Here is a 20234-nt window from a genome sequence, read left to right on the forward strand (position 1 = left end):
TCGCTTGAATGTTTCAGTGGGCTTCACTCCGTTGTCACGAAGCGGGAGCCCACTGCGCAGGTCCAACCCCAAACCCCCCAGGGACTGCATGCGCAATCACCCCCGCCAACTCCTGGCACTGTTGAGTGCAGGACTTCTCTTGCTCACCGCGTGCCCTTCGCCCGAGGAGTGCGGCAATGGCCGCGTCGAAGGCAAGGAGCAATGTGACGACGGCAACACCGCCAACGGTGACGGCTGTTCCAATACCTGTACCACCGAGAGCGCACAGGCCGTCTGCGGCAACGGCGAGCAGGAAGTTGGCGAGGCGTGCGACGACGGCAACCAGGTAGACGGTGACGGTTGCCAGAACGACTGCAGCATCACCCGGCCGGATCAGGAAGTGCTGGCCGTGTGCGGCAACGGCACCCGGGAAATCTCCGAGGCGTGCGACGACGGCAACAAGACGGACGGGGACGGGTGCGAGAGCACCTGCGTGGCCACCCGGCCGGCGCCGGAGCTGTGCCCCGGAGCGGAGAGCCTGCCGCAGCCCGCGGACGGTGAGACCTGCACGGTGATTACCGGTACCGGCACCGCGCGCCTCTACATGGGCGTGGTGCTGATGGACGGCAAGACGCTCACCGGCGGCCAGGTGCTGGTGGACGACAAGGGCATCATCCAGTGCTCGGCGTGCGACTGCTCAAGCGCGGCGGAGGCGGCCACGGCCACGAAGATCTCCTGCCCGCAGGGTGTCATCTCCCCGGGCCTCATCAACGCGCACGACCACATCTCCTACCAGAAGGCTCCCGAGGCCGGGAAGGCGGAGCGCTACGAGCACCGCCACGACTGGCGCAAGGGCAACAACGGCCACACGTCCCTCAACCAGGGCAGCAGCAGCTCCGCCGATGACCTGCTGCGCTGGGCCGAGCTGCGCCATGTGATCGCCGGCACCACGTCCATGGTGGGCTCGGGCGGCATCTCGGGCCTGCTGCGCGACCTGACCGCCGAGAGCTACAGCACCCGGACCAGCCAGGAAGGCCTGCGCGAGATGCCCGCCTTCTTCCAGACCTTCCCGCTGGATGACTCGAGCGGCAAGGAGCTGGAGAGCGGGTGCTCGTACGGCTCCATCGACAGGCCGGACGCGATTCCGCCCCTCTCGGCCTACATGCCGCACGTGTCCGAGGGCATCGAGTCCTCCGCGCACAACGAGTTCCGCTGTCTGTCCGGCGAGGGCTCCGGCAGCCAGGATCTGATGAAGGCGAATACGGCCCTCATCCACGGCATCGGCCTCACGGCGGCGGAGATCGGCAAGATGGCCGAGCGTGGCACGGGGCTCGTCTGGTCGCCCCGCTCCAACATCTCCCTGTATGGCGAGACGGCCATGGTCACCGCCTACAAGCAGCTGGGCGTGAGCATCGCGCTGGGCACGGACTGGCTGCAGTCGGGCTCCATGAACGTCCTGCGCGAGCTGCAGTGCGCCGACTACCTCAACCAGGTGCACTACTCGAAGAGCTTCACCGACGAGGAGCTGTGGCGGATGGTCACCGCGAACGCGGCGGACGTGACGGAGACCGCGGAGAAGCTGGGCCGCATCGCTCCGGGCAAGGTGGCGGACCTGGCCATCTTCAAGCTGCGCTCCTTCGCCTACTCGCCGCACCGCGCCGTCCTCGAGGCCGGCACGGAGGACGTGGTCCTCACCGTGCGTGGCGGCAAGCCGCTCTACGGCGACAAGAACGTGGTGGACGGGCTCAAGGGCGCGGATGCGTGTGACGAGCTGCCCATGTGCGGCACCACCAAGGCCGTGTGCGTGAAGTCCGAGACTGCAACGGACACGACGCCGGGCAAGGACTTCGCGGCGCTGAAGGAGTTCAACAAGAACGCCTACGAGCTCTTCTTCTGCCGCAGCACGGCGCCGACGAACGAGCCCACCTGCACCCCGCAGCGCACGGCCACCGCGCCCGTGGCGGCCTCGGTGAATGGCTCCACCGTCTACTCCGGCACGCGCCGGCTCGCCGACTCCGACGGTGACGGCATCGCCAACGCCGAGGACAACTGCCCCATCATCTTCAACCCCATCCGCCCGATGGACCACGGCAAGCAGGCGGACTCCGACAACGACGGCATCGGTGATGCGTGCGACCCGTGCCCGCTCGGGACCGTCTGCACGGCGGGCAATCCCGCGGACGAGGATCTCGATGGCAAGCCCAACGCCATCGACAACTGCCCCGGCGTGGCCAACCCGGACCAGGCGGACACGGACGGCGATGGCCGCGGTGACGCGTGCGACGCCTGCCGCACGGAGGATAGGAACGACGATTTCTGCCAGGTCTCCATCTACGACCTCAAGAAGCCGGCCGTCGCTCCCTCCCCGTCGTTGGTGGGCTACACCGTCACCATTCCCAAGGCGCTGGTGACGGCGGTGTCGGGCAACCACTTCTTCCTGCAGGTGCCCGACGAGGATCGGACCGAGGGAGCGGACTGGTCCGGCATCTACGTCTATCCCAGGTCCGCCACGGCTCCCGCGCCGGCCGTCGGCGACGTCATCAAGATCAGCAACGCCGTGCTGAAGAACTTCAACGGGCAGCTCCAGCTCAACAACGCGTTCTTCGAGGCCACGCCCGTGGAGAGCGGCAAGGCGCTGCCGGCGCCCGTGCTCGTCACCCCGGACGAGATCCGCACGGGCGGCTCGCGCGCCGCGGCGCTCGAGGGGGTGCGGGTGCAGCTCACCGACGTCTTCGTGACGAAGGTGGACTCCGGCTTTGGCGAGTTCGTCGTCGATAGCGCGAAGGACTCGGACCCCGCGGCCAGGGGCGTCATCGTGGATGACTTCGTCTACAAGCCCTCGCCCCTGCCGACGGTGGGGACGGAGTACCACGTGGTCCGCGGCATCCTGAACTGGCGCAACAACGCCTCCAAGCTGGAGCCGCTCGGTGCCAATGATCTGCTCGGGCCGCAGCCGGCGCTCGTCTCCTTCGGCATGGGCTCCGGGCAGTTCATCCGCCTGGGTTCCGACTGCACTGCTGGCTGCTCCATCATCGGCTCCACGAAGCTGCGGGTGACCATCGCCAGCACGTATGCCGAGGACGTGGTGGTCCAGGTCACCTCTTCCGACGAGGGCGCGCTGGCGGTGGCGGGTGCCGGCAGGGTGGTCATCCCCGCCGGACAGAGCAGTGCCGAGGTGAAGCTCATTCCGAAGGCCCAGGCCACGGAGGTGACGCTGACCGCTTCGCTGAGCACCGTGAATCTGGAGACCAGGGTGCGCGTGCTGGCCAGTGACGAGGCGGCCAGCCTCGTGGCGCTCTCGCCGGATCCGGTCATCACCCCGCCGGGCTACGACACGACGCTCACCGCCACCCTGGACATCCCCGCGCCCGCGGGCACCACCGTCGACGTCATCGTGACGCCGGCGGAGATCGGCACGGTGACGCCCTCCACGGTGAACGTCACGCAGGACGCTTCCTCGGTCAGCTTCACCTTCGTCGCCAGCGAAACGGCGGCCTTCACGGACACGGGAACCATCACGGTCAAGCTGGGGGCCAGCGAGGTGTCGGTCCCGGTCAACTTCACCGACGACTTCCCGACCGTTACCACCCTCACCCCGTCTCCGGTCACCGTCTTCTACGGCACGACCCAGACGTTCACGGTGACGTTGAACAAGGTGACGGAGGGTGATGTGGCGGTGAAGCTCGCGGTGGAGCCTCCCGCGGAGAGCACGACCTTTGGTACGGCCCCCGCCACGGTGGTGGTGCCCAAGGGCAGCGACTCGGCCACCTTCACCTTCACCGCGAACGCGACGGGTACGGCCATTGGCACGGGTAAGGTGAGGGCCTCGATCGGGACCTCGAGGGCCGAGGCCACGGTGACGGTGCGCCCGACGTTCCCGAAGCTCGCCACTATCACCCCGGCCAACCCGCGGCTGAAGCCGTCGGAGACCCAGGTCTTCACCGTGGCGTTGGACAAGCCGGCGGAGGCCTCGGTCACGATCGACGTCTCGCTGGAGCCTGCCTCCGGGCTGGGCGGTCTCAACGCCTCGACGGTTGTCATCGCCAAGGACGGGATTGATGGCACGGTGACGTTCACCGCCACCGACAACCTCGAAGGGGCGAGCGGTTCCTTCCGCGCCTCCTACGACGGCGTGACGCTCACCACCCCGGTGACGGTGGTGGGCTACCGCAAGGGACTCGTCATCAACGAGGTGGACTACGACCAGTCCGTCAACCCCGACGCGAAGGAGTTCGTGGAAATCTACAACTCCTCGAGCGAGCCCATCTCGCTGGCCGACCTGGCCATCGTCCTCGTCAACGGCAGCAACAACACCGAGTATCTCAAGGCCGATCTCGCCTCGGTCGGGGAGCTGGGGCCGGGTGAGTATCTCGTCATCGGTTCGGCAGCCTTCCTCGAAACGGTGACGGCCTCTGGCGTGAAGAAGCTCGCGATCGTGTCCCAGTCGGGCGCCGCCACGGACATCATCCAGAACGGCTCGCCGGACGCCGTGGCTATCTACGACAAGGCGGCGGACGCGATCGTCGACTCGTTGGCGTACGAGGGGGACATGAAGCAGTGCACGATCAACGGGTCGGCGAAGAAGTTCGACCTGATGGAGGGCACCAAGGTCACCACCAGCCTCATCGACCCTGGTAACAAGGAGGGCTCGCTGTCGCGCATCCCCAACGCCCAGGACTCCGACTCGAACATGGACGACTTCACGTTCACGTCCAAGCCGACGCCGGGCGCCGCGAACGAACTCGTGCCCTGAGTGGTTTCTGGGCTCCTGCCCGCCTCCACCGTGGGGCGGGCGGGGCCGCTGAAGTCCCCTGAAGTCCCTACGCCCTCCGTGTCACGCAGTCCGGGTGACGCGGGGGGCGTTGCCGTTTCAGCGCGCGACGATGCCTTCCACCAGCAGCCGCTCCAGCGTGTTGAGCGTGGCGTCGTACGTCACCGACTCGCGGAACAGGTTCTGGTGCACCACCGCGCCAATGTAGCCGCCGATGATGTTGTGCGCGGCCTGCTTCGTGTCCACGTCCAGCCGGAACTCCTTCGTCTTGTCCTGGCCGTAGCGGATGATGTTCTCCACCGCCGCGACGTAGATGCCCAGCTTCTCCCGGATGGCATCCGCCACCCGGTCGTTGTTCTCCGCCGACTCCGCCGACACCATCCCGAAGAAGATGCCGTACTCGCGGTGGTAGCGCAGGAACTGCTGCGTGCGCTCCATGAAGGTCTTCAGCTGGACGCTCGCCGAATGCTGGCGGTGCTCGTCCAACACCACCTCGAACTCGGCGAGGTAGCGCGCGTGCAGCTCGTCGATGGCCGCCAGCAGCAGGTCCTCCTTCGTGGGGAAGTGCCAGTAGAGCGCCCCCGGTGTCATCCGGATCGCCTTGGCCAGCTGCGCCATCGTCGTCGCGAGGATTCCTCGTCTCGCGAACAGCGTGATGGCCGCCTCCAGGATCTCCACTCGCGTCCGAGCCGCGCGCTCCTGCTTGATCTCCCGCTTCGCCGCTGCCTTACGCATCTACGTCGTTATCCTACGCACGCACGGCGAGTTGCGTCACGTCGAGTCATGCCAGGAGGGTCACCTTGACGATCTCCGGCGGGGCGGCTACGCGCAGGGGGGGTCCCCAGAAGCCCGTGCCGCGGCTCACGTAGATGTGGCTGTCTCCCTCGCGGAACAAGCCGGCGTCATGTTCCCAGATGGCGGAGACCACCAGGTTGAAAGGGAAGAACTGCCCCCCATGGGTGTGCCCGGACAGCTGCAGCCCCATGCCCGCCTTCAGCGCGTGCTCGCGCCAGCCCGCGGGTTGATGCGCCAACAGCACCGAGGCACGTGACGGGTCCCTCCCCGCCGTGGCCGCCGCCAGGTCATAGCTGCGCTCGCGCGGGTAGCCCGAGCGGTGGGCGCCCCAGTCGTCCACGCCCACCAGGTCGAACGAGGCTCCCGGCTCGCCAATGCGCACATGGCGGTTGCGCAGCACCGTCACGCCCATGCGCGTGAGCGCCTCGGCCCACTCCTCGTCACCCGAATAGTACTCGTGGTTGCCGGTGACGAAGTACGTGCCGTGCCGTGAGCGCAGGTTGCTCAGCGCGCCCACCCCGTGCCCCAGCTGCGCCACCCGGCCATCCACCAGGTCTCCCGTGATGCAGACCAGGTCTCCCTTCAGGTCGTTGCACTGCGCCACCACCGCGTCCATGAAGCGGCGCTGGATGAGCGGGCCCACGTGCACGTCGCTGAGCTGGATGATGCGGAAGCCGTCCAGCGCCTTGGGCAGGCCGGGCAGCTTCACCGCCACCTCGTTCACCACCGGCGGGTGGTAGGCGCGCCACACGCCGTAGCCGGCCATGCCTCCCGTGGCCGCCAGCGCCACCCCCGCCGTCGTCCGGGCGAGGAACTGCCGCCGCGCTTCATCCACCACCGGGTCCACCACCGGGTCCACGGGTGCCTCCGCGGCACGGCCGCGCTTCAACCAGCCGGTGAGTCCGCGCAGACCCCCCAGCGACAGCACCGCCAGCAGCAGGTAGGTGGCCACCCCCATCCAGAACCAGTTGAGCCGTGAGAGGACGGACGCCGCCTCCCCGGGCAGCAGGCGCGGCACGAACCACCAGCTCGTCATGAGCGTGGCCAGCAGTCCCATCAGCACCACGCCGGCCCGCCGCCAGTGGGGGTGCTTCGCCGTGTCCCGGAAGAGCCGACGGTACAGGTAGACATGCCCCAGCACCACCACCAGGGACATGGTGCCGAAGAAGATGAGGGATTGAAGCGTGAAGCGCATGTGGGTCCGAATACTCATCGGCGCCCCGTGCGCCGCAACCCAATCGTACGTGAAGAAACGTGAAGCCGCGCCCTCACCCCAGCATCGCGCGGAGGGCGCCGGTCAGCTCGGGGTGCTGGAAGCGGTAGCCGGCCTCGAGCGCGCGCCGGGGCAGTACCCGCTGGCCCCCCAGCACCGCCTCGGACATCTCCCCCATCGCCAGCTTCAGCGCGAAGCCGGGCACCGGCAGCACCGCCGGCCGGTGGAGCACCGCCCCCAGGGCCCGCGCGAAGTCCGCGTTCGTCACCGGCTCCGGCGCCGTCACGTTCAGCGGGCCCTTCAGCTCCGGGTTCTCCAGCGCGAAGAGCAGCAGGCCCAGCGTGTCCTCGCGGTCCACCCAGCTCATGTACTGCCGCCCCGAGCCCATCCTCCCGCCCACGCCCAGGCGGAAGAGGGGCAGCATCTGCTGGAGCGCGCCGCCCTCCGGGTGCACCACCACGCCGATGCGCGCCATCACCGTGCGGATGCCCGCCGTGGCCGCCTGCTGGGCCTCGGCCTCCCAGTCCCGGCACACCCGCGCGAGGAAGTCCTCCCCGGGGGCGCTGCTCTCCGTGACTGGCTCCGCGCCCCTGTCTCCGTAGTAGCCGATGGCCGAGGCCGACACGAAGTGCCGCACCGTGCCCGCCGCCCGCATGGCCTCCACCAGCAACCGCGTCCCCACCACCCGGCTGTCATGGATGCGCTGGCGCGCGCTCTCCGTCCACCGCTGTGCCACCGGCTCGCCCGCCAGGTTCACCACCGCCTCGGCTCCCCCCAGGGCCTCCGGGGACAGGGGCGTGGCCGCGTCGAAGAAGGCGCCGCCCACCCCCTGGGGCAGCTTGCCCAGCGTGCGCTCCACGTTCCTCGCCAGCACGTGAACGGTGTGGCCCCTCTCCATCAACCGCTGGACGAAGAGCGGACCGAGGAAACCACTGGCTCCGGTGACGGCGACCTTCATGGGTGGCTCTCCTCGGGAATCTCCCGGCCGAGCAGGGCGCCGAGTGTCTGGAAGAAGGCCTTCTGGTCCTCCTCCTGCATGCGGCCGGAGTAGCGGTAGACGAGCGCCCCCTGACTGTCCAGCAGCAGCACCGAGGACGTCTTGGTGGGCAGATTCCACGGCGCCGCCCCCAGGGTGCCCTTCAAGTCCACCAGGATGGGGATGCCCCACTTCTTCTCCTCGTCACGCACGTGGGACAACGCGATGCCCCGAGCAGGGAAGAAGTTGAACGACTCCAGGTTGGCCACCGCCACCACGAACGCCGCGTCCAACAGTCCCAGTTCCCGACCCTTCGAGAAGAGGGCCTCCTTCAAGGACGAGTTGAGTGTCGTGGAGTGGCGATCCTCATAAAAAAGAATGACGGGTTTTCCCCGCCAGCGGGAGAGCGCCACTTCCTTTCCATTGGAGCCCCGCAAGGTTGCATCCATTGGTCCAACCTGTGGCTCGGCGGCGAGCGATGGACCCGCGGCCAATAGTGCCGCCGTCAGCATGCCAGCAATCCGTGCAGACATCGGGGCCTCCTGTGAACGAAGCTTGTACGAACCTTGAACATAGCCTTGACAGAGTGTGGACGCAAAGGTTACCTCCCACACAGAGGACACCTTTCCGGAGGGAGGTAGGTTGCATGGGGCCCACGCCCTTCATCTCTGCAGTGCCCATGCCGGCTCCCTCGGTGGAGCAGGCGTGGCTGCAGTTGGTGCGGGCCCGGGTGGATGCGTCGCTGGCGGAGCTGCTGGAGTTGCCGGACGAGGCCAGGTTGGACATTCGCTGGACGGAAGCCCTGGGCCACGTCCGCGAGTACGTGGCACGCCCCACCTGGAGGATGCGCCCGGCGCTGCTGCTGGCGGGCTACTGCCTGGCGCGCGGCTCGGCGTCCGTGCCGGCGGGCTTGTGGCGCTTCGCCGCGGGGCTGGAGCTGCTGCATGCCTTCGCGGCCATCCATGACGACGCGGCGGAGCAATCAGTGGTGCGGCGCGGAGGGTTGACGCTGCACCACCTGCTGGCGCCGGGCGCCACCGGCCAGCACCTGTCCGTGGTGATAGGGGACCACCTCTTCGCTCTCGCCATGGAGACGCTGCTGGGCTCGGAGCTGCCGGGTGCCACGCAGGCCAGCCAGTACTTCCTGAAGCTGGGCCGCTACTCGGCGGTGGGGCGCTACGCGGAGCTGGCGCGAGGCGGCGCGTTGCTGGGCCCTGGCGGCGTGCTCCGGGCCTGGCGCCAGGCGCGCCTGAGGATGGTGCGCGAGGGGCTGGCGTCGGCCCTGGTGTGCGGGGCGATGCTGGCCGGGGCGGACGCGGAGTTGCGCATGCGGCTGGCGCGCGTGGGCTGCCACGTGGGGTTGGCCCACGAGCTGCGCGAGGAGTTGAGGGGCCTCTTCGGAGAGACGCGGGGGGCCGGCCAGGCTCCGCGGTGCGACTTCCTCCAGGGCCGGCGGACCTTCCCGGTGGCGGCGGCCTGGTCCCGGGCGCTGCCCGAGGCGCGCCGGGAGCTGGAGGCGTTGTGGAGCCTGCCCGCCGAGCGGAGGGATGAGCTGGCGCTCGGGCGGGTGCGCCGACTGGTGGAGGAGAGCGGGGGGCGGAGCGCCACCGAGAATCTGGTGACACGGGCCTCGCACGGCGCGGTGCTCGCGCTCGCGGAGCTGCCCAACCCCAACGGCCTGCGCGAGCTGGTGCAGTCCCTCATCGGCCAGCTGGCCCACCGCATCGTCTGAGAGGAGCCGTACCGTGAGGAGTGGCAAGCGACAGGCGGTGGTGGTGGGCGCGGGCATTGGCGGGCTCGCGGCGGCGGCGCGGCTGGCCCACCAGGGCTTCGACGTCCAGCTCTTCGAGAAGACGGACGGCCCCGGCGGGCGCTGCAACCGCCTCCAGGTGGACGGCTTCACCTGGGACATCGGCCCCACCATCGTCCTCATGCCCGAGGTGTTCCAGGAGACGTTCGCCTCGCTCGGCCGGCGCCTGGAGGACTACCTCACGCTCGTGCGGTGCGATCCCAACTACCGCATCCACTACCGCGACGGCTCGGCCATCACCTTCACCTCCGAGCTGTGCGCCATGGGGCGCGAGCTGGAGCGGATTGAACCGGGCAGCTACGCGCGCTACCTCGCCTTCCTGGCCCAGGGCCGCACCCAGTACCGCACCAGCCTGGATCATCTGGTGGGCCGCAACTACGCGGGCATCTCCGACTACTTCGCGCCCTCGGTGCTGAAGAAGATTTTTCAAGTGCGCGCCCACCGCCGCATGTACGCGGACGTCAGCCGCTTCTTCCAGGACGAGCGCCTGCGCGCGGCGATGACCTTCCAGACGATGTACCTGGGCGTGTCGCCCTTCGCCTCGCCGGCGGTGTACGGGCTGCTGCCCTTCACGGAGCTGGGCGTGGGCGTGTGGTTCCCCAAGGGGGGCCTGTATGCGATTCCCCTCGCGCTGGAGAAGGTGGCGCGCGAGGAGGGCGTGCGGCTGCACTACGGCACGCCCGTCAAGCGCATCCTCACCGGGGGCACGCGCGCGGTGGGCGTGGAGCTTGAGGACGGGCAGGTGGTGAAGGCGGACGTGGTGCTGTGTAACGCGGATCTCCCCTACGCGTACGAGAAGTTGTTGGACCCGGGCGTCACCCGGCTCAAGCGCGCGTCGAAGCTTCGCTACACGTCCAGTGGCTACATGCTCTACCTGGGACTCAAACGCCGGTACGAGGGGCTCCACCACCACAACGTGGTGTTCGGCCACGACTACAAGGGCTCGTTCGACGACATCTTCGAGCGCTTCCGCGTGCCCGAGGATCCCAGCTTCTACGTCAACGCACCGGCGCACACGGACCCGAGCCTGGCGCCGCCGGGCAAGGACGCGCTCTACGTCCTGGTGCCGGTGCCGCATCAGCACCCGGGGCTGGACTGGAAGGTGGAGGGCCCGAAGGTGAGGGCCAAGGTGTTCCGGCGCCTGGCCGAGCTGGGCTACCCGGAGCTGGAGCGGGACATCGAGGTGGAGCGCGTCTACACGCCGGATGACTGGGCGGCCACCTTCAACCTGGCCCGGGGCAGTGCCTTCGGGCTGGCGCAGAACTTCTTCCAGATTGGCCCCTTCCGCCCCGCGAACCAGGATGCACGGGTGCGGAACCTGTTCTTCGTGGGGGCCTCCACGCAGCCGGGCACCGGTCTTCCCACGGTGCTCATTTCGGCGCGGCTGGCCGTGGAACGCATCCTGGCGTGGTCGGGAGTGGCGGATGTGGTGACGGAGCCCGGAAGTGATGGACGCGCAGCAATCGAGGAGGCGGCATGAGGAAGCCCGACAACACCCTGGTGACACGTGGTTACGAGATGGCGGAGCGCGTGACGCGTCATCACGCCAAGAGCTTCTTCTTCGCTTCCTTCATGCTCTTCGGGATGCGGCGCAAGGCGGCCTTCGCCCTCTATGCCTACTGCCGGCGCCTGGACGACATGGTGGACGTGGCGGACGGCGCGGACCGGGGCGCGGTGCCCGAGGATCTGGGCGAGCGGCTGATGCGTGCGCGCCGGGCCGTGGCCGAGCTCTTCGTGGACGTGCCGGAGCTGGGAGACCCGCGCATGCCTCCGCCCGCCACGCGCGCCAGCGGGGGTGATGGCCCGTGGGATCCCTCCGAGTTCGCCGCCCTGCAGGACGTCATCCGCCGCTTCCGCGTCCCCGAGCAACCCATGCAGGACCTCATCTCCGGCATGGAGATGGACCTGACGCAGCGCCGCTACGAGAGCTGGGCCGAGCTGGACCTGTATTGCTACCGGGTGGCCGGCGTGGTGGGGCTGATGATGGCGCCCATGCTGGGGTGCTCGGCGGAGTGGGCGCTCGGACCGGCGGCGGACCTGGGCCGCGCCATGCAGCTCACCAACATCCTCCGGGACGTGAAGGAGGACCTGGACCGCGACCGCGTCTACCTGCCGCTGGAGGAGCTGGCGGCCTTCGGCCTCACGGTGGACGACCTGCGCGCGGGCGTGGTGGATGACCGGTGGCGCGGTTTCATGCGCTTCCAGATCGACCGGGCGCGCGCGTACTACTCGCGGGCGGCGGCGGGCATCCCCGCGCTCACCGGCTTCGGCTGCCAGCGCATGGTGAAGCTGATGGGCTCCATCTACGGAGACATTTTGCGCGTCATCGAGGAGAACGACTACGACGTCTTCCAGGGCCGGCTGTCGGTGCCGGGCAAGCGCAAGCTGGCGTTGGCCTCCACCATCCTGGTGCGGCCGGCGGCCGTGCTGCCCGCGCCGCAGACGCCCGAGGTGACGGTGCCCCTGCTGCCCACGGGGGTCACCACGGGAGTGCGGTTATGAGCGACGACAAGGTACAGACGTTGAAGGTGAAGCGCTCCTCGCGCCTGTCGGGTTTCTACCGGCAGACGCCGGAGAGCCGCCGGACACGGCTGGTGGAGTCGCGCTGGTTGGCGCCGGAGGAGGCCGAGGCGTGCGCGGGGCTGGGCGGTTTCGACGAGGCCTGCGCGGACGCCATGGTGGAGAACGTCATCGGCCTGCACGGCCTGCCGCTGGGCCTGGCGCTCAACTTCGTGGTGAACGGGCAGGACCGGCTGGTGCCCATGTCGGTGGAGGAGCCCTCCATCATCGCCGCGGCCAGCTACGCCGCGCGCCTGTGCGCCGAGGGCGGTGGCTTCTCCGTGTCGTGGGACGAGCCCATCACCACCGCCCAGGTGCAGCTGCTGGAGGTGCCCGTGCTGGCCAACGCCGAGGCCGTGCTGCGGGCCAACTCCGCGGAGTTGCTGGCCGAGGCCAACGCGGGCATGGGCGCCATGTGTGCCCGGGGTGGCGGGGCGCGGGAGCTGGAGGTGCGCGTGCTGGACGCCACCACGCTCGTCGTCCACGTGCATGTGGACACCCGGGACGCCATGGGGGCCAACCTCGTCAACGGTCTGGCCGAGCGGATGGCTCCCCGGCTCGCGGCCCTCACGGGCGGCCGGGTGGGACTGAAGATCCTCACCAACCTGGCGGATCGCCGGAAGGTGTACGTGCGCGCGACGGTGCCGGCGGCGGCGCTGGTCTCCGAGGGTTTCATCGATGGCGAGGCGGTGCGCGACGCCATCCTCGAGGCCCAGTCGTTCGCGGAGATGGATCCGTACCGGGCCGTCACCCACAACAAGGGTGTGATGAACGGAGTGGACGCGGTGCTGGTGGCATGCGGCAATGACTGGCGCGCGGTGGAAGCGGGGGCGCACGCGTACGCGGCGCGCTCGGGCGTGTACCGGCCGCTCACCGCGTGGAAGAAGGGCCCGGCGGGCGAGCTGGTGGGACTGCTGGAGATGCCCCTGGCCACGTCCACGGTGGGGGGCGCGGCGCGTACCCATCCGGGCGTGCAGCGGGCACTGAAGCTGGCGCGGGTGACGAGCGCGGTGGACCTGGCCGGAGTGGCCGCGGCGGCGGGACTGGCCACCAACCTGGCGGCGCTCAAGGCGCTGTCCACCGAGGGCATCCAGAAGGGCCACATGGCGCTGCACGCGCGGCGCGTGGCCGCGGAGGTGGGCGCCCAGGGTGAGTTGGTGGAGATCGTCGCCGAGCGGCTGGCGCGTGAGCGCGTCTACCGGCCAGAGCGTGCACGGGAGATCCTCGCCGAGGAGGTCCGGCGCAAGGGGGTCTCGAGATGAAGACGATGCGTGTCGCGGTGGTGGGCGGCGGAATCGGGGGGCTGACGGCCGCCGGGCTCCTGGCGAAGGAGGGCCACGACGTCACGCTCTTCGAGGGAAGCCCCACCCTCGGAGGCAAGGCGCAGTGCGTGCGGGTGGATGGGCTCCGGCTGGACACCGGACCCACGCTGCTCACGCTGCCGGACGTGGTCAAGGGGCTGTTCGAGCGGTTGGGCGGGGCGGACCTGTTGCCGCCCATCGCCGAGCTGGAGCCCCAGTGCACCTACCGCTTCGCGGACGGGTGCGGCTTCGTGGCGTACAGGGACCTCGAGCGCACGGCCCAGAGCGCGGGCGAGTTGCGGTCCAGTGAGCGGCGTGGGGTGTTCGGCTTCTACCAGGAGGCCGAGGCCATCTGGCGCGCCGCGGGCGAGCCGTACCTGGAGGCGCCCTTCGAGGGCATGGCCGGCTTCATGACGCGGGTGGCGCGGCGGGGCGTGATGGCGATGGCCAAGGGGATGAAGCTGGCCACGCTGGACGAGCTGGCGCGGGCCCACTTCAAGACGGATCACCTCCAGCAGTTCGTGGGGCGCTTCGCCACGTACGCGGGGGCCTCGCCGTACGAGGCGAGCGCGGCCTACGCCCTCATTCCCCACATCGAGCGCGCGTATGGCGTGCACCACGTGCGGGGTGGCATTGGCGCGCTGGTGGATGCGCTGGGCGAGGCGGTGCGGCGTCAGGGCGTGAAGGTGCACCTCAACGCGCGGGTGGGTTACACGCGCGACGCGCGGGGGTACCTCGTGGGGCCTCCGGGCGGAGAGGAGCGGTTCGACTCGGTGGTGGTGAACGCGGACCCGCTGGACAAACTGGGGCGGGGAAGCGAGCCGCTGTCGTTGTCGGGCTATGTGCTGCTGCTGGAGGTGGACGGCCGCCCCGCGCTGCCGCACCACACGGTGCTCTTCGGCCGGGACTACCGCCGCGAGTTCGACGAGCTCTTCGGGGGCCAGCTGGCCGATGATCCGACGGTGTACTTCTGCAACCCCTCGGCGTCGGACCCGACGGTGGCGCCGCCGGGCAAGACGGGGCTCTTCGTCATGGTGAATGCCCCGGCGTTGCCGCGCGAGCCGGCCGCGTACGAGCGGGCGGCGGCCGCGTGGGAGCTGCAGGCCGAGCGGGTGAAGACCCAGATGTTCGACAAGTTGCTGGCGTACTACCCGGAGCTGCGCGGGCGCATGCGGGTGGTGGGGCAGCGCACGCCGGTGGACCTGGCGGCCCTGGGCGCGCCGGGTGGCTCCATCTACGGCTTCCTGCCGCACGGGAAGTTCGGTCCCTTCCGCCGTCCGCGCATCCGGGGCGGGACGCCGGGGCTCTTCTTCGCGGGCGGAGGCACGCACCCGGGCGGCGGGGTTCCGCTGGTGATGCTGTCGGGCCGCTTCGCCGCGGAGATGGCGTCCGAGCACCTGCGGAGGAGCGCATGAGGCGGATGGAGCTCGCCATCCCCGTTTCGGCGGAGGGGTACGCCTGGCGGGACGCGCTGCCGGCGCCGCCGGACACCTCGGGGGCGTACCGTTGGTTCTACGCCGACGTGACGGCGGGCGAGTACAGCGCGGTGTGCATCTTCATGATGGGCTCGCTCTTCTCTCCGCGCTACTCGGCGGGGGTGAGGCGGGGCGCGCTGCCGTTGGAGCATTGCGCGGTGAACTTCGCGCTGTACCACCGGAGCACGAGCCGGCGCTGGGTGTTGAGCGAATACCCGCACGCGGCGGTGCGGGTGCAGCGGGATGGCCGGGTGCTGCGCATCGGCCGCTCGCTGCTGGAGTACGGGCTGGACGGGACGGTGCGCATGGAGGTGGACGAGCGGTGCGCGCCCTTGGTGGCCGGTGCGCGCGCGGCTGGAGCTGGAGCCCCAGGTGACGGCGGCGGAGGAGGTGCAGCTGGTGCCGGGGCTGCCTCATTACTGGAGGGCGCTGGCGCCCCGGGCGAAGGCGCGGCTGGAGGTGTCCTCCGAGGGCGTGGTGGCGGAGGGACTCGGCTACCACGACACCAACCATGGCGAGGAGTTGCTGGGCGCGCGGCTGCCGGGGTGGCACTGGGCGCGGGTGCACGGCCCGGAGGAGACGGTGGTGGACTACCACCTGCCGGGCGGAGTGGCGCCGATGCGGGTGACGGCGGGCGCGCTGGGCACGAAGTCCGAGCGCAGGCCGCTGCTGGCGGAGGCGCGGGACACACGCCTGACGGGGTGGGGCCTGCGTGTGCCATCGCGGCTGTACGCGGGCAACGAGGCCGTGGGCGAGCCGAGGCTGCTGGAGTCCTCGCCCTTCTACGCGCGGGTGGAGGCGCGGCGGGACGGGCTGGACGTGATGGGGGAGGTGGCGGACTTCCGCCGGTTCCACTCGCCCTTCATCCGCTGGATGGCGCACTTCCGCACGCGCGTGGAGCGCGGGACATGAATGCGCTGGAGGCCATGGGCCTGGGCTGGGTGGTGCTGGCGGGAGGCTTCAGCGCGGTGGCGCTGGGACGCCTGCTGAGCCAGCGCCGCCGCGCGCCGGGGTCCACGCGGGTGCCGGTGCTGCTGCTGCGGCCGGTGGACGTGCCCACGGAGCGGGAGCTGGAGAACCTGTCGAGGCCCATCGACTACGAGGGGCCGCTGACGCACGTGGTGCTCTCGCCGCAGCGGCCGCGGCTGCCCGAGGACGTGCTGTGGCTGCGGAGCGATCCGGGGGCGCCGAACCGGAAGGTGGGACACCTGCTGTACGCGCTGGAGAAGCTGCCGCGGGACGGGCGGGTGGTGCTGGTGGTGGACGCGGACGTGGCGGTGACGGGGGAGCTGGTGGAAGGCCTGGCGGCGCCGGTAGCGGCGGGGGCGGCGCTGAGCACGGCGGTGCCGACGCCGGTGGGCGAGCGGGCGTTGGCGGACCGGGCGGTGGCGGGGCTGCTGCGCCGCACGCACCACAGCTTCCGGGCGCTGCACGTGATGAGCGCGGGGGCGAGGGCGGTGTGCGGCAAGGCGCTCGGGTTGAGCGATCGGGCGGTGGAGGAGCTGCGGGCGCTGGAGGATCACATCGGCGAGGACCTGGAGCTCTCCAAGCGGTTGCACGCGAAGGGCCTCGAGGTGGAGCTGTGCGAGGTACCCGCGGTGGTGCCGATGGCATCGGGGACGTGGAGCGCGGCGCTGGCGCGCTTCACGAGGTGGATGCAGGTGCTGAGCAGCCACCGTCCAGGGCTGTACCCGACGGTGCCGTTGCTCTTCACGCCGACGTGGCCGCTGTTGGCGCTCAGCCTGTTCACGGGGTCGATGTGGCTGTCGGCGGGAGTAGCGGGTCTCCTGCTCGTGAGGACCCTCCTCTCCTGGCGCCTGAGCATCCTCACCACGCCTATTTCCCCTCTCCCCCCGGGAGAGGGACGGGGTGAGGGTGCCGGGTTCACCTCTCCGGGCCCCATGTTGTGGGACTGGCTGTTGGGCGAGGCGCTGTTGCTCGCCGCGTTCATGACTTCTCTCGTGCGGCCGTCGCGGGTGACGTGGAGGGGCCGCACCTACGCGTTGCATTCCGGTGGCCGCATGTCGCCGGAGCTCGGTGGAGGCCGGGGATGACGTACGCACGCTTCCTGGGATTGTTCGTGGTCCTGCCGATTCTCTTCATGCTGGTGCGCTACCGGCGCACGCTGACGCCGCGGGGGCTGGCGCCCATGGGGCTGCTGCTGGTGGTGGTCTACGCGGCGACGTCGCCGTGGGACAACCTGGCGGTGAAGTGGGGCCTGTGGGGCTTCAAGCCGGAGCTCATCTGGGGCATCAAGCTGGGCTACCTGCCGCTGGAGGAGTACCTCTTCTTCGGGCTGCAGACGCTGCTGGTGGGCCTGTGGGCGCGTGCGCGGCTGCTCCGGGTGCTGGAGGCGCCCGAGCCCCAGCGCCGCCCGGCCGAGGGCACCCCGGTGTCCAAGCAGCCACTGGACGCCGAGGAGGCGGCGTCATGATGGAGTCGCGCTGGGCGTACATGATCCACCTGCTGGCGTGGGCGGTGCCCTTCATCGTGTTGCAGCTGGCGCTGCTGGTGCACCACTTCCGGAGCCGCACGGGGGCGGTGCTGCGCGCGGTGTTGCCGCCGGCGCTGATAGTGGGGACGTACCTGGCGGTGGCGGACCACCTGGCCATCCGCGTGGGCATCTGGAATTTCGGTGAGGGGAAGCACCTGGGCGTGTACGTGGCCGGGGTGCCGTTGGAGGAGATCCTCTTCTTCCTGCTGACGAGCGTGATGGTGTCGCTCGGGCTGACGCTCTTCACGGTGCTTCTCTCGCGGCGGGAGGCGCGGGCGCCGTGATACGCGCGGCGAAGGGAGGGCTCTTCGGGTGGGTGCTCGACGGGTACGTGGGGTGGAAGTTCCGGTCGGCGTTCCGGGGCTTGTGGGTGCGCGGGCAGTTGCCGGGAGGCGAGGGGGCGCGGCTGGTGTACGTGAACCACTGCAACTGGTGGGACGGCTTCGTGCTGCACCAGGTGGGGCGGGCGGCGGGCTGGGACACGTACTGCGTGATGGAGGAGCGGAACCTGGAGCGCTACCGCTTCCTGTCGAGGCTGGGCGCCTTCAGCATCCGCCGGGGCGAGGCGGCCTCGTCGCTGGAGACGCTGCGCTACGCGCGTGAGCTGCTGGGAAGGCCGGGCGCCGCGGTGTGCATCTTCCCGGAGGGCGAGCTGCGCCCCTTCGGGGTGCTGCCGTTGAAGCTGGAGCGCGGGGTGGAGCTGCTGGCGCGGGTGGGGCAGGTGGAGTGCGTGCCGCTGGCCATCCGCTACGCCTTCTTCGAGCACGAGCGGCCGGACGTGTTGGTGGAGGTGGGAACGCCGCACGGGGCGGGAGGGCTGGCGCGCTTCCAGTCGGAGCTGGAGGGCACGGTGCGCCGGCTCTCCGGGGTGACGGGCCTGGAGGGCTTCACGCGGGTGGTGTCGGGAGGCATGGGGGTGGCGGAGCGCTGGGACGCGGTGCGGGGGAGGGCGCCCTCGGCATGACGTTGCGCATCCGGACCATCGCCCGGTTGACGGGCATCCGCGAGGCCACGCTGCGGGCGTGGGAGCGGCGCTATGGCTTTCCGCGCCCGAACCGCACCGAGAGCAACTACCGCGTCTACTCGCGGGAAGAGGTGGAGCACATCCACCGGGTGGCGAAGCTCATCTCCGAGGGCCTGTCGGTGAGCGAGGCCATTGCCCAGGTGCGGTCGGCCCCGGTGGCGGAGCTGCCGGTGCGCGAGCGGCTGGAGGAGCGTTTCTGGTCGGCGGTGATGGTGCTGGACGGGGAAGCGGCGGACCGGGTGCTGGGCGAGGCCCAGGCGGCCATGGCGGTGGAGCCCTACGTGGACACCGTGCTCCTTCCGCTGCTGCGGGAGATGGGTCATCGGCTGGACATCGCACGGGAGCACCTGGCCTCGGCGCTCATCCGCCAGCGGCTGCGGGCGCTGCTGCTGGCCGAGGACTCCCGGCCGGGAGGCCCCCGGGTGCTCCTGGCCTGTCCGGAACGTGACATGCACGAGGGCGGGTTGCTGGCACTGGGCCTGCACCTCAAGCGCAGGGGCTGGCAGGTGACGTTCCTGGGAGCGGACACCCCGGCCGAGGCCCTGCGGGGGGCATGTGTGCAGTTGGATCCGGACGTGGTGGCGCTCTCGTGCGTGAGGAGACGGGAGGCGGACGAGCTGCGGCAGGTGTTGCAGAGCGCGGTGGAGGCGTGTGCTCCGGCGATGGTAGTAGTAGGGGGGCAGGGCGCGCGCGAGCACCTGAAGGTCATCTTCGGCACGGGAGCGCAGTACGCGGAGTCCACGGAGGAACTGGTGGCCCTCTGGCAGCAGGCGCGCGGCGCGTCGAACCGCACCTGAGGAGGTTGGGGGCGGAGGAGGAGTGGGATGGCCGAGCGCAGCTATAGAATCCACGTCGCCGCCGAGCTGTCGGGGGTGAGGGTGGAGCTGATTCGCGCATGGGAGCGGCGCTACGGGGTGTTGGCGCCCCGGCGCACGCCATCGGGCTACCGGGTGTACACGGACCGGGACGTGGCGTTGCTGCGGCGGCTCAAGCAGCTCACCGAGGAGGGCGTATCCATCAGCGAGGCGGCGACGATGCTGCCGCAGCTGCAGGCGGAGCTGGACACGGCCCGGCCGGAGCCCGAGCCCACGCCGGAGCCTGGGGCCACGAGCCTGACGGCCTGGAGGGACGAGGTGCTGGCGGCGGCGGCGGCGCTGGATCAGCGGCGGGTGTCGCGGGTGCTGGACGAGGTGCTGGCGTCGCTGACACCGCTGAAGGCCTACGAGCAGATGCTGGTGCCCTTGCTGCACGAGGTGGGCGAGCGCTGGCATGCGGGGGCGTTCTCGGTGGGGCAGGAGCACCTGGTGACGCAGGAGGTGCGGGCGCGGGTCATCAGCCTGTTGCACGCGGCGCCGGACACGGGGCGCCGGCGCGTGGTGTTGGCGTGTTTCCCGGACGAGCAGCACGAGCTGGGCCTGTTGGGGGCGGCGTTGCGGATGAGGCACGCGGGGCTGTCGGTGACGTTGCTGGGCCAGCGGATGCCGGCGGCGGAGGTGGGCCGGATGGCGCGCGAGCTGAAGGCGGAGTTCGTGGGGTTGTCGGCGGTGACGGACCACGGGGCGCAGGACTTCGAGGAGACGTTGTCTCGCATCGTGGCGGGGGTGCCCAAGGGGACGCCCATCTGGGTGGGCGGGGCGGCGGCCCGGGTACACGAGGACGTCTGCGAGCGGCTGGGCGTGCACCTGTTCGACAGCGCGGAAGACTGGCCACGGCTGCTGGGCGGGTGAGCGTTTCCGCCGGGCTGGTACGGAGGAGTGCCAGTGCTCGGGAGGTCCGGAGGATGAGCACGGCGAGAAGCTGTCCAGGCTCAGCACGGTCCACGGGAGCCGTGTCATCC

General features: G+C 70.2%; 16 protein-coding genes and 1 pseudogene. 13 read left to right on the forward strand and 4 right to left on the reverse strand.

Translation table 11 applies throughout. The features are described 5' to 3' along the window. Positions 1-121 precede the first annotated feature (121 nt). The gene (locus Q664_RS31770; RefSeq protein ID WP_160174542.1) at positions 122-4732 is read left to right on the forward strand and encodes an amidohydrolase family protein; all 4611 of its coding nucleotides are present in this window, start codon (positions 122-124) and stop codon (positions 4730-4732) included. 117 nt (positions 4733-4849) lie between these two features. Here the strand turns inward: Q664_RS31770 and Q664_RS31775 are convergent, their stop codons facing one another. The 4 genes from Q664_RS31775 to Q664_RS31790 form a co-directional block, all read right to left on the reverse strand. Further along, positions 4850-5485: a TetR/AcrR family transcriptional regulator gene (locus Q664_RS31775; protein ID WP_043403995.1), complete on the reverse strand. Its 636-nt coding sequence runs from the start codon at positions 5483-5485 to the stop codon at positions 4850-4852. A 46-nt stretch (positions 5486-5531) separates the two neighbouring features. Next, positions 5532-6740, reverse strand: coding sequence for a metallophosphoesterase (locus Q664_RS31780; protein ID WP_084610494.1), 1209 nt, complete (start codon positions 6738-6740; stop codon positions 5532-5534). Positions 6741-6813: 73 nt separating this feature from the next. Beyond that, positions 6814-7716: a TIGR01777 family oxidoreductase gene (locus Q664_RS31785; protein ID WP_043403996.1), complete on the reverse strand. Its 903-nt coding sequence runs from the start codon at positions 7714-7716 to the stop codon at positions 6814-6816. Next, a complete protein-coding gene (locus Q664_RS31790) occupies positions 7713-8183 on the reverse strand; it encodes a peroxiredoxin family protein (protein WP_235216954.1) in 471 nt (156 codons plus the stop codon). The genes Q664_RS31785 and Q664_RS31790 overlap by 4 nt, the downstream gene beginning before the upstream one ends. A gap of 230 nt (positions 8184-8413) precedes the next feature. On the opposite strand from Q664_RS31790, the gene Q664_RS31795 reads away from it, so the two are divergent. From Q664_RS31795 to Q664_RS31850, 12 genes and pseudogenes are all read left to right on the forward strand, one after another. Continuing rightward, on the forward strand, positions 8414-9466 hold the full coding sequence (locus tag Q664_RS31795) for a polyprenyl synthetase family protein (RefSeq protein WP_043404374.1): 1053 nt from the start codon (positions 8414-8416) through the stop codon (positions 9464-9466). A 13-nt stretch (positions 9467-9479) separates the two neighbouring features. Further along, complete coding sequence (locus Q664_RS31800; RefSeq protein ID WP_043404001.1) at positions 9480-11024, forward strand: phytoene desaturase family protein; 1545 nt, start codon at positions 9480-9482, stop codon at positions 11022-11024. After that, positions 11021-12046: a phytoene/squalene synthase family protein gene (locus tag Q664_RS31805; protein ID WP_043404003.1), complete on the forward strand. Its 1026-nt coding sequence runs from the start codon at positions 11021-11023 to the stop codon at positions 12044-12046. Before Q664_RS31800 ends, Q664_RS31805 begins: the two co-directional genes overlap by 4 nt. Next, on the forward strand, positions 12043-13365 hold the full coding sequence (locus Q664_RS31810) for a hydroxymethylglutaryl-CoA reductase, degradative (protein ID WP_052518922.1): 1323 nt from the start codon (positions 12043-12045) through the stop codon (positions 13363-13365). Before Q664_RS31805 ends, Q664_RS31810 begins: the two co-directional genes overlap by 4 nt. Continuing rightward, positions 13362-14819, forward strand: a complete 1458-nt coding sequence (locus Q664_RS31815; protein ID WP_043404007.1) for a phytoene desaturase family protein — start codon at positions 13362-13364, stop codon at positions 14817-14819. The genes Q664_RS31810 and Q664_RS31815 overlap by 4 nt, the downstream gene beginning before the upstream one ends. 5 nt (positions 14820-14824) lie before the next feature. Continuing rightward, positions 14825-15791: pseudogene (locus Q664_RS31820) on the forward strand (carotenoid 1,2-hydratase). Continuing rightward, positions 15788-16933 carry a glycosyltransferase family 2 protein gene (locus Q664_RS31825; RefSeq protein WP_043404009.1) on the forward strand — a complete coding sequence of 382 codons (1146 nt, stop codon included), beginning with the start codon at positions 15788-15790 and terminating at the stop codon, positions 16931-16933. The pseudogene Q664_RS31820 and the gene Q664_RS31825 overlap by 4 nt, the downstream one beginning before the upstream one ends. After that, positions 16930-17313: a lycopene cyclase domain-containing protein gene (locus Q664_RS31830; RefSeq protein WP_043404010.1), complete on the forward strand. Its 384-nt coding sequence runs from the start codon at positions 16930-16932 to the stop codon at positions 17311-17313. Before Q664_RS31825 ends, Q664_RS31830 begins: the two co-directional genes overlap by 4 nt. After that, complete coding sequence (locus Q664_RS31835; protein WP_043404012.1) at positions 17310-17657, forward strand: lycopene cyclase domain-containing protein; 348 nt, start codon at positions 17310-17312, stop codon at positions 17655-17657. The genes Q664_RS31830 and Q664_RS31835 overlap by 4 nt, the downstream gene beginning before the upstream one ends. Next, complete coding sequence (locus Q664_RS31840; RefSeq protein ID WP_043404014.1) at positions 17654-18337, forward strand: lysophospholipid acyltransferase family protein; 684 nt, start codon at positions 17654-17656, stop codon at positions 18335-18337. The genes Q664_RS31835 and Q664_RS31840 overlap by 4 nt, the downstream gene beginning before the upstream one ends. Further along, on the forward strand, positions 18334-19194 hold the full coding sequence (locus Q664_RS31845) for a MerR family transcriptional regulator (protein WP_043404016.1): 861 nt from the start codon (positions 18334-18336) through the stop codon (positions 19192-19194). Before Q664_RS31840 ends, Q664_RS31845 begins: the two co-directional genes overlap by 4 nt. A 27-nt stretch (positions 19195-19221) precedes the next feature. Then, the gene (locus tag Q664_RS31850; protein WP_043404018.1) at positions 19222-20124 is read left to right on the forward strand and encodes a MerR family transcriptional regulator; all 903 of its coding nucleotides are present in this window, start codon (positions 19222-19224) and stop codon (positions 20122-20124) included. Positions 20125-20234: the final 110 nt, after the last annotated feature.

The sequence above is a fragment of the Archangium violaceum Cb vi76 genome, from assembly GCF_000733295.1.
Lineage (GTDB): Bacteria > Myxococcota > Myxococcia > Myxococcales > Myxococcaceae > Archangium > Archangium violaceum.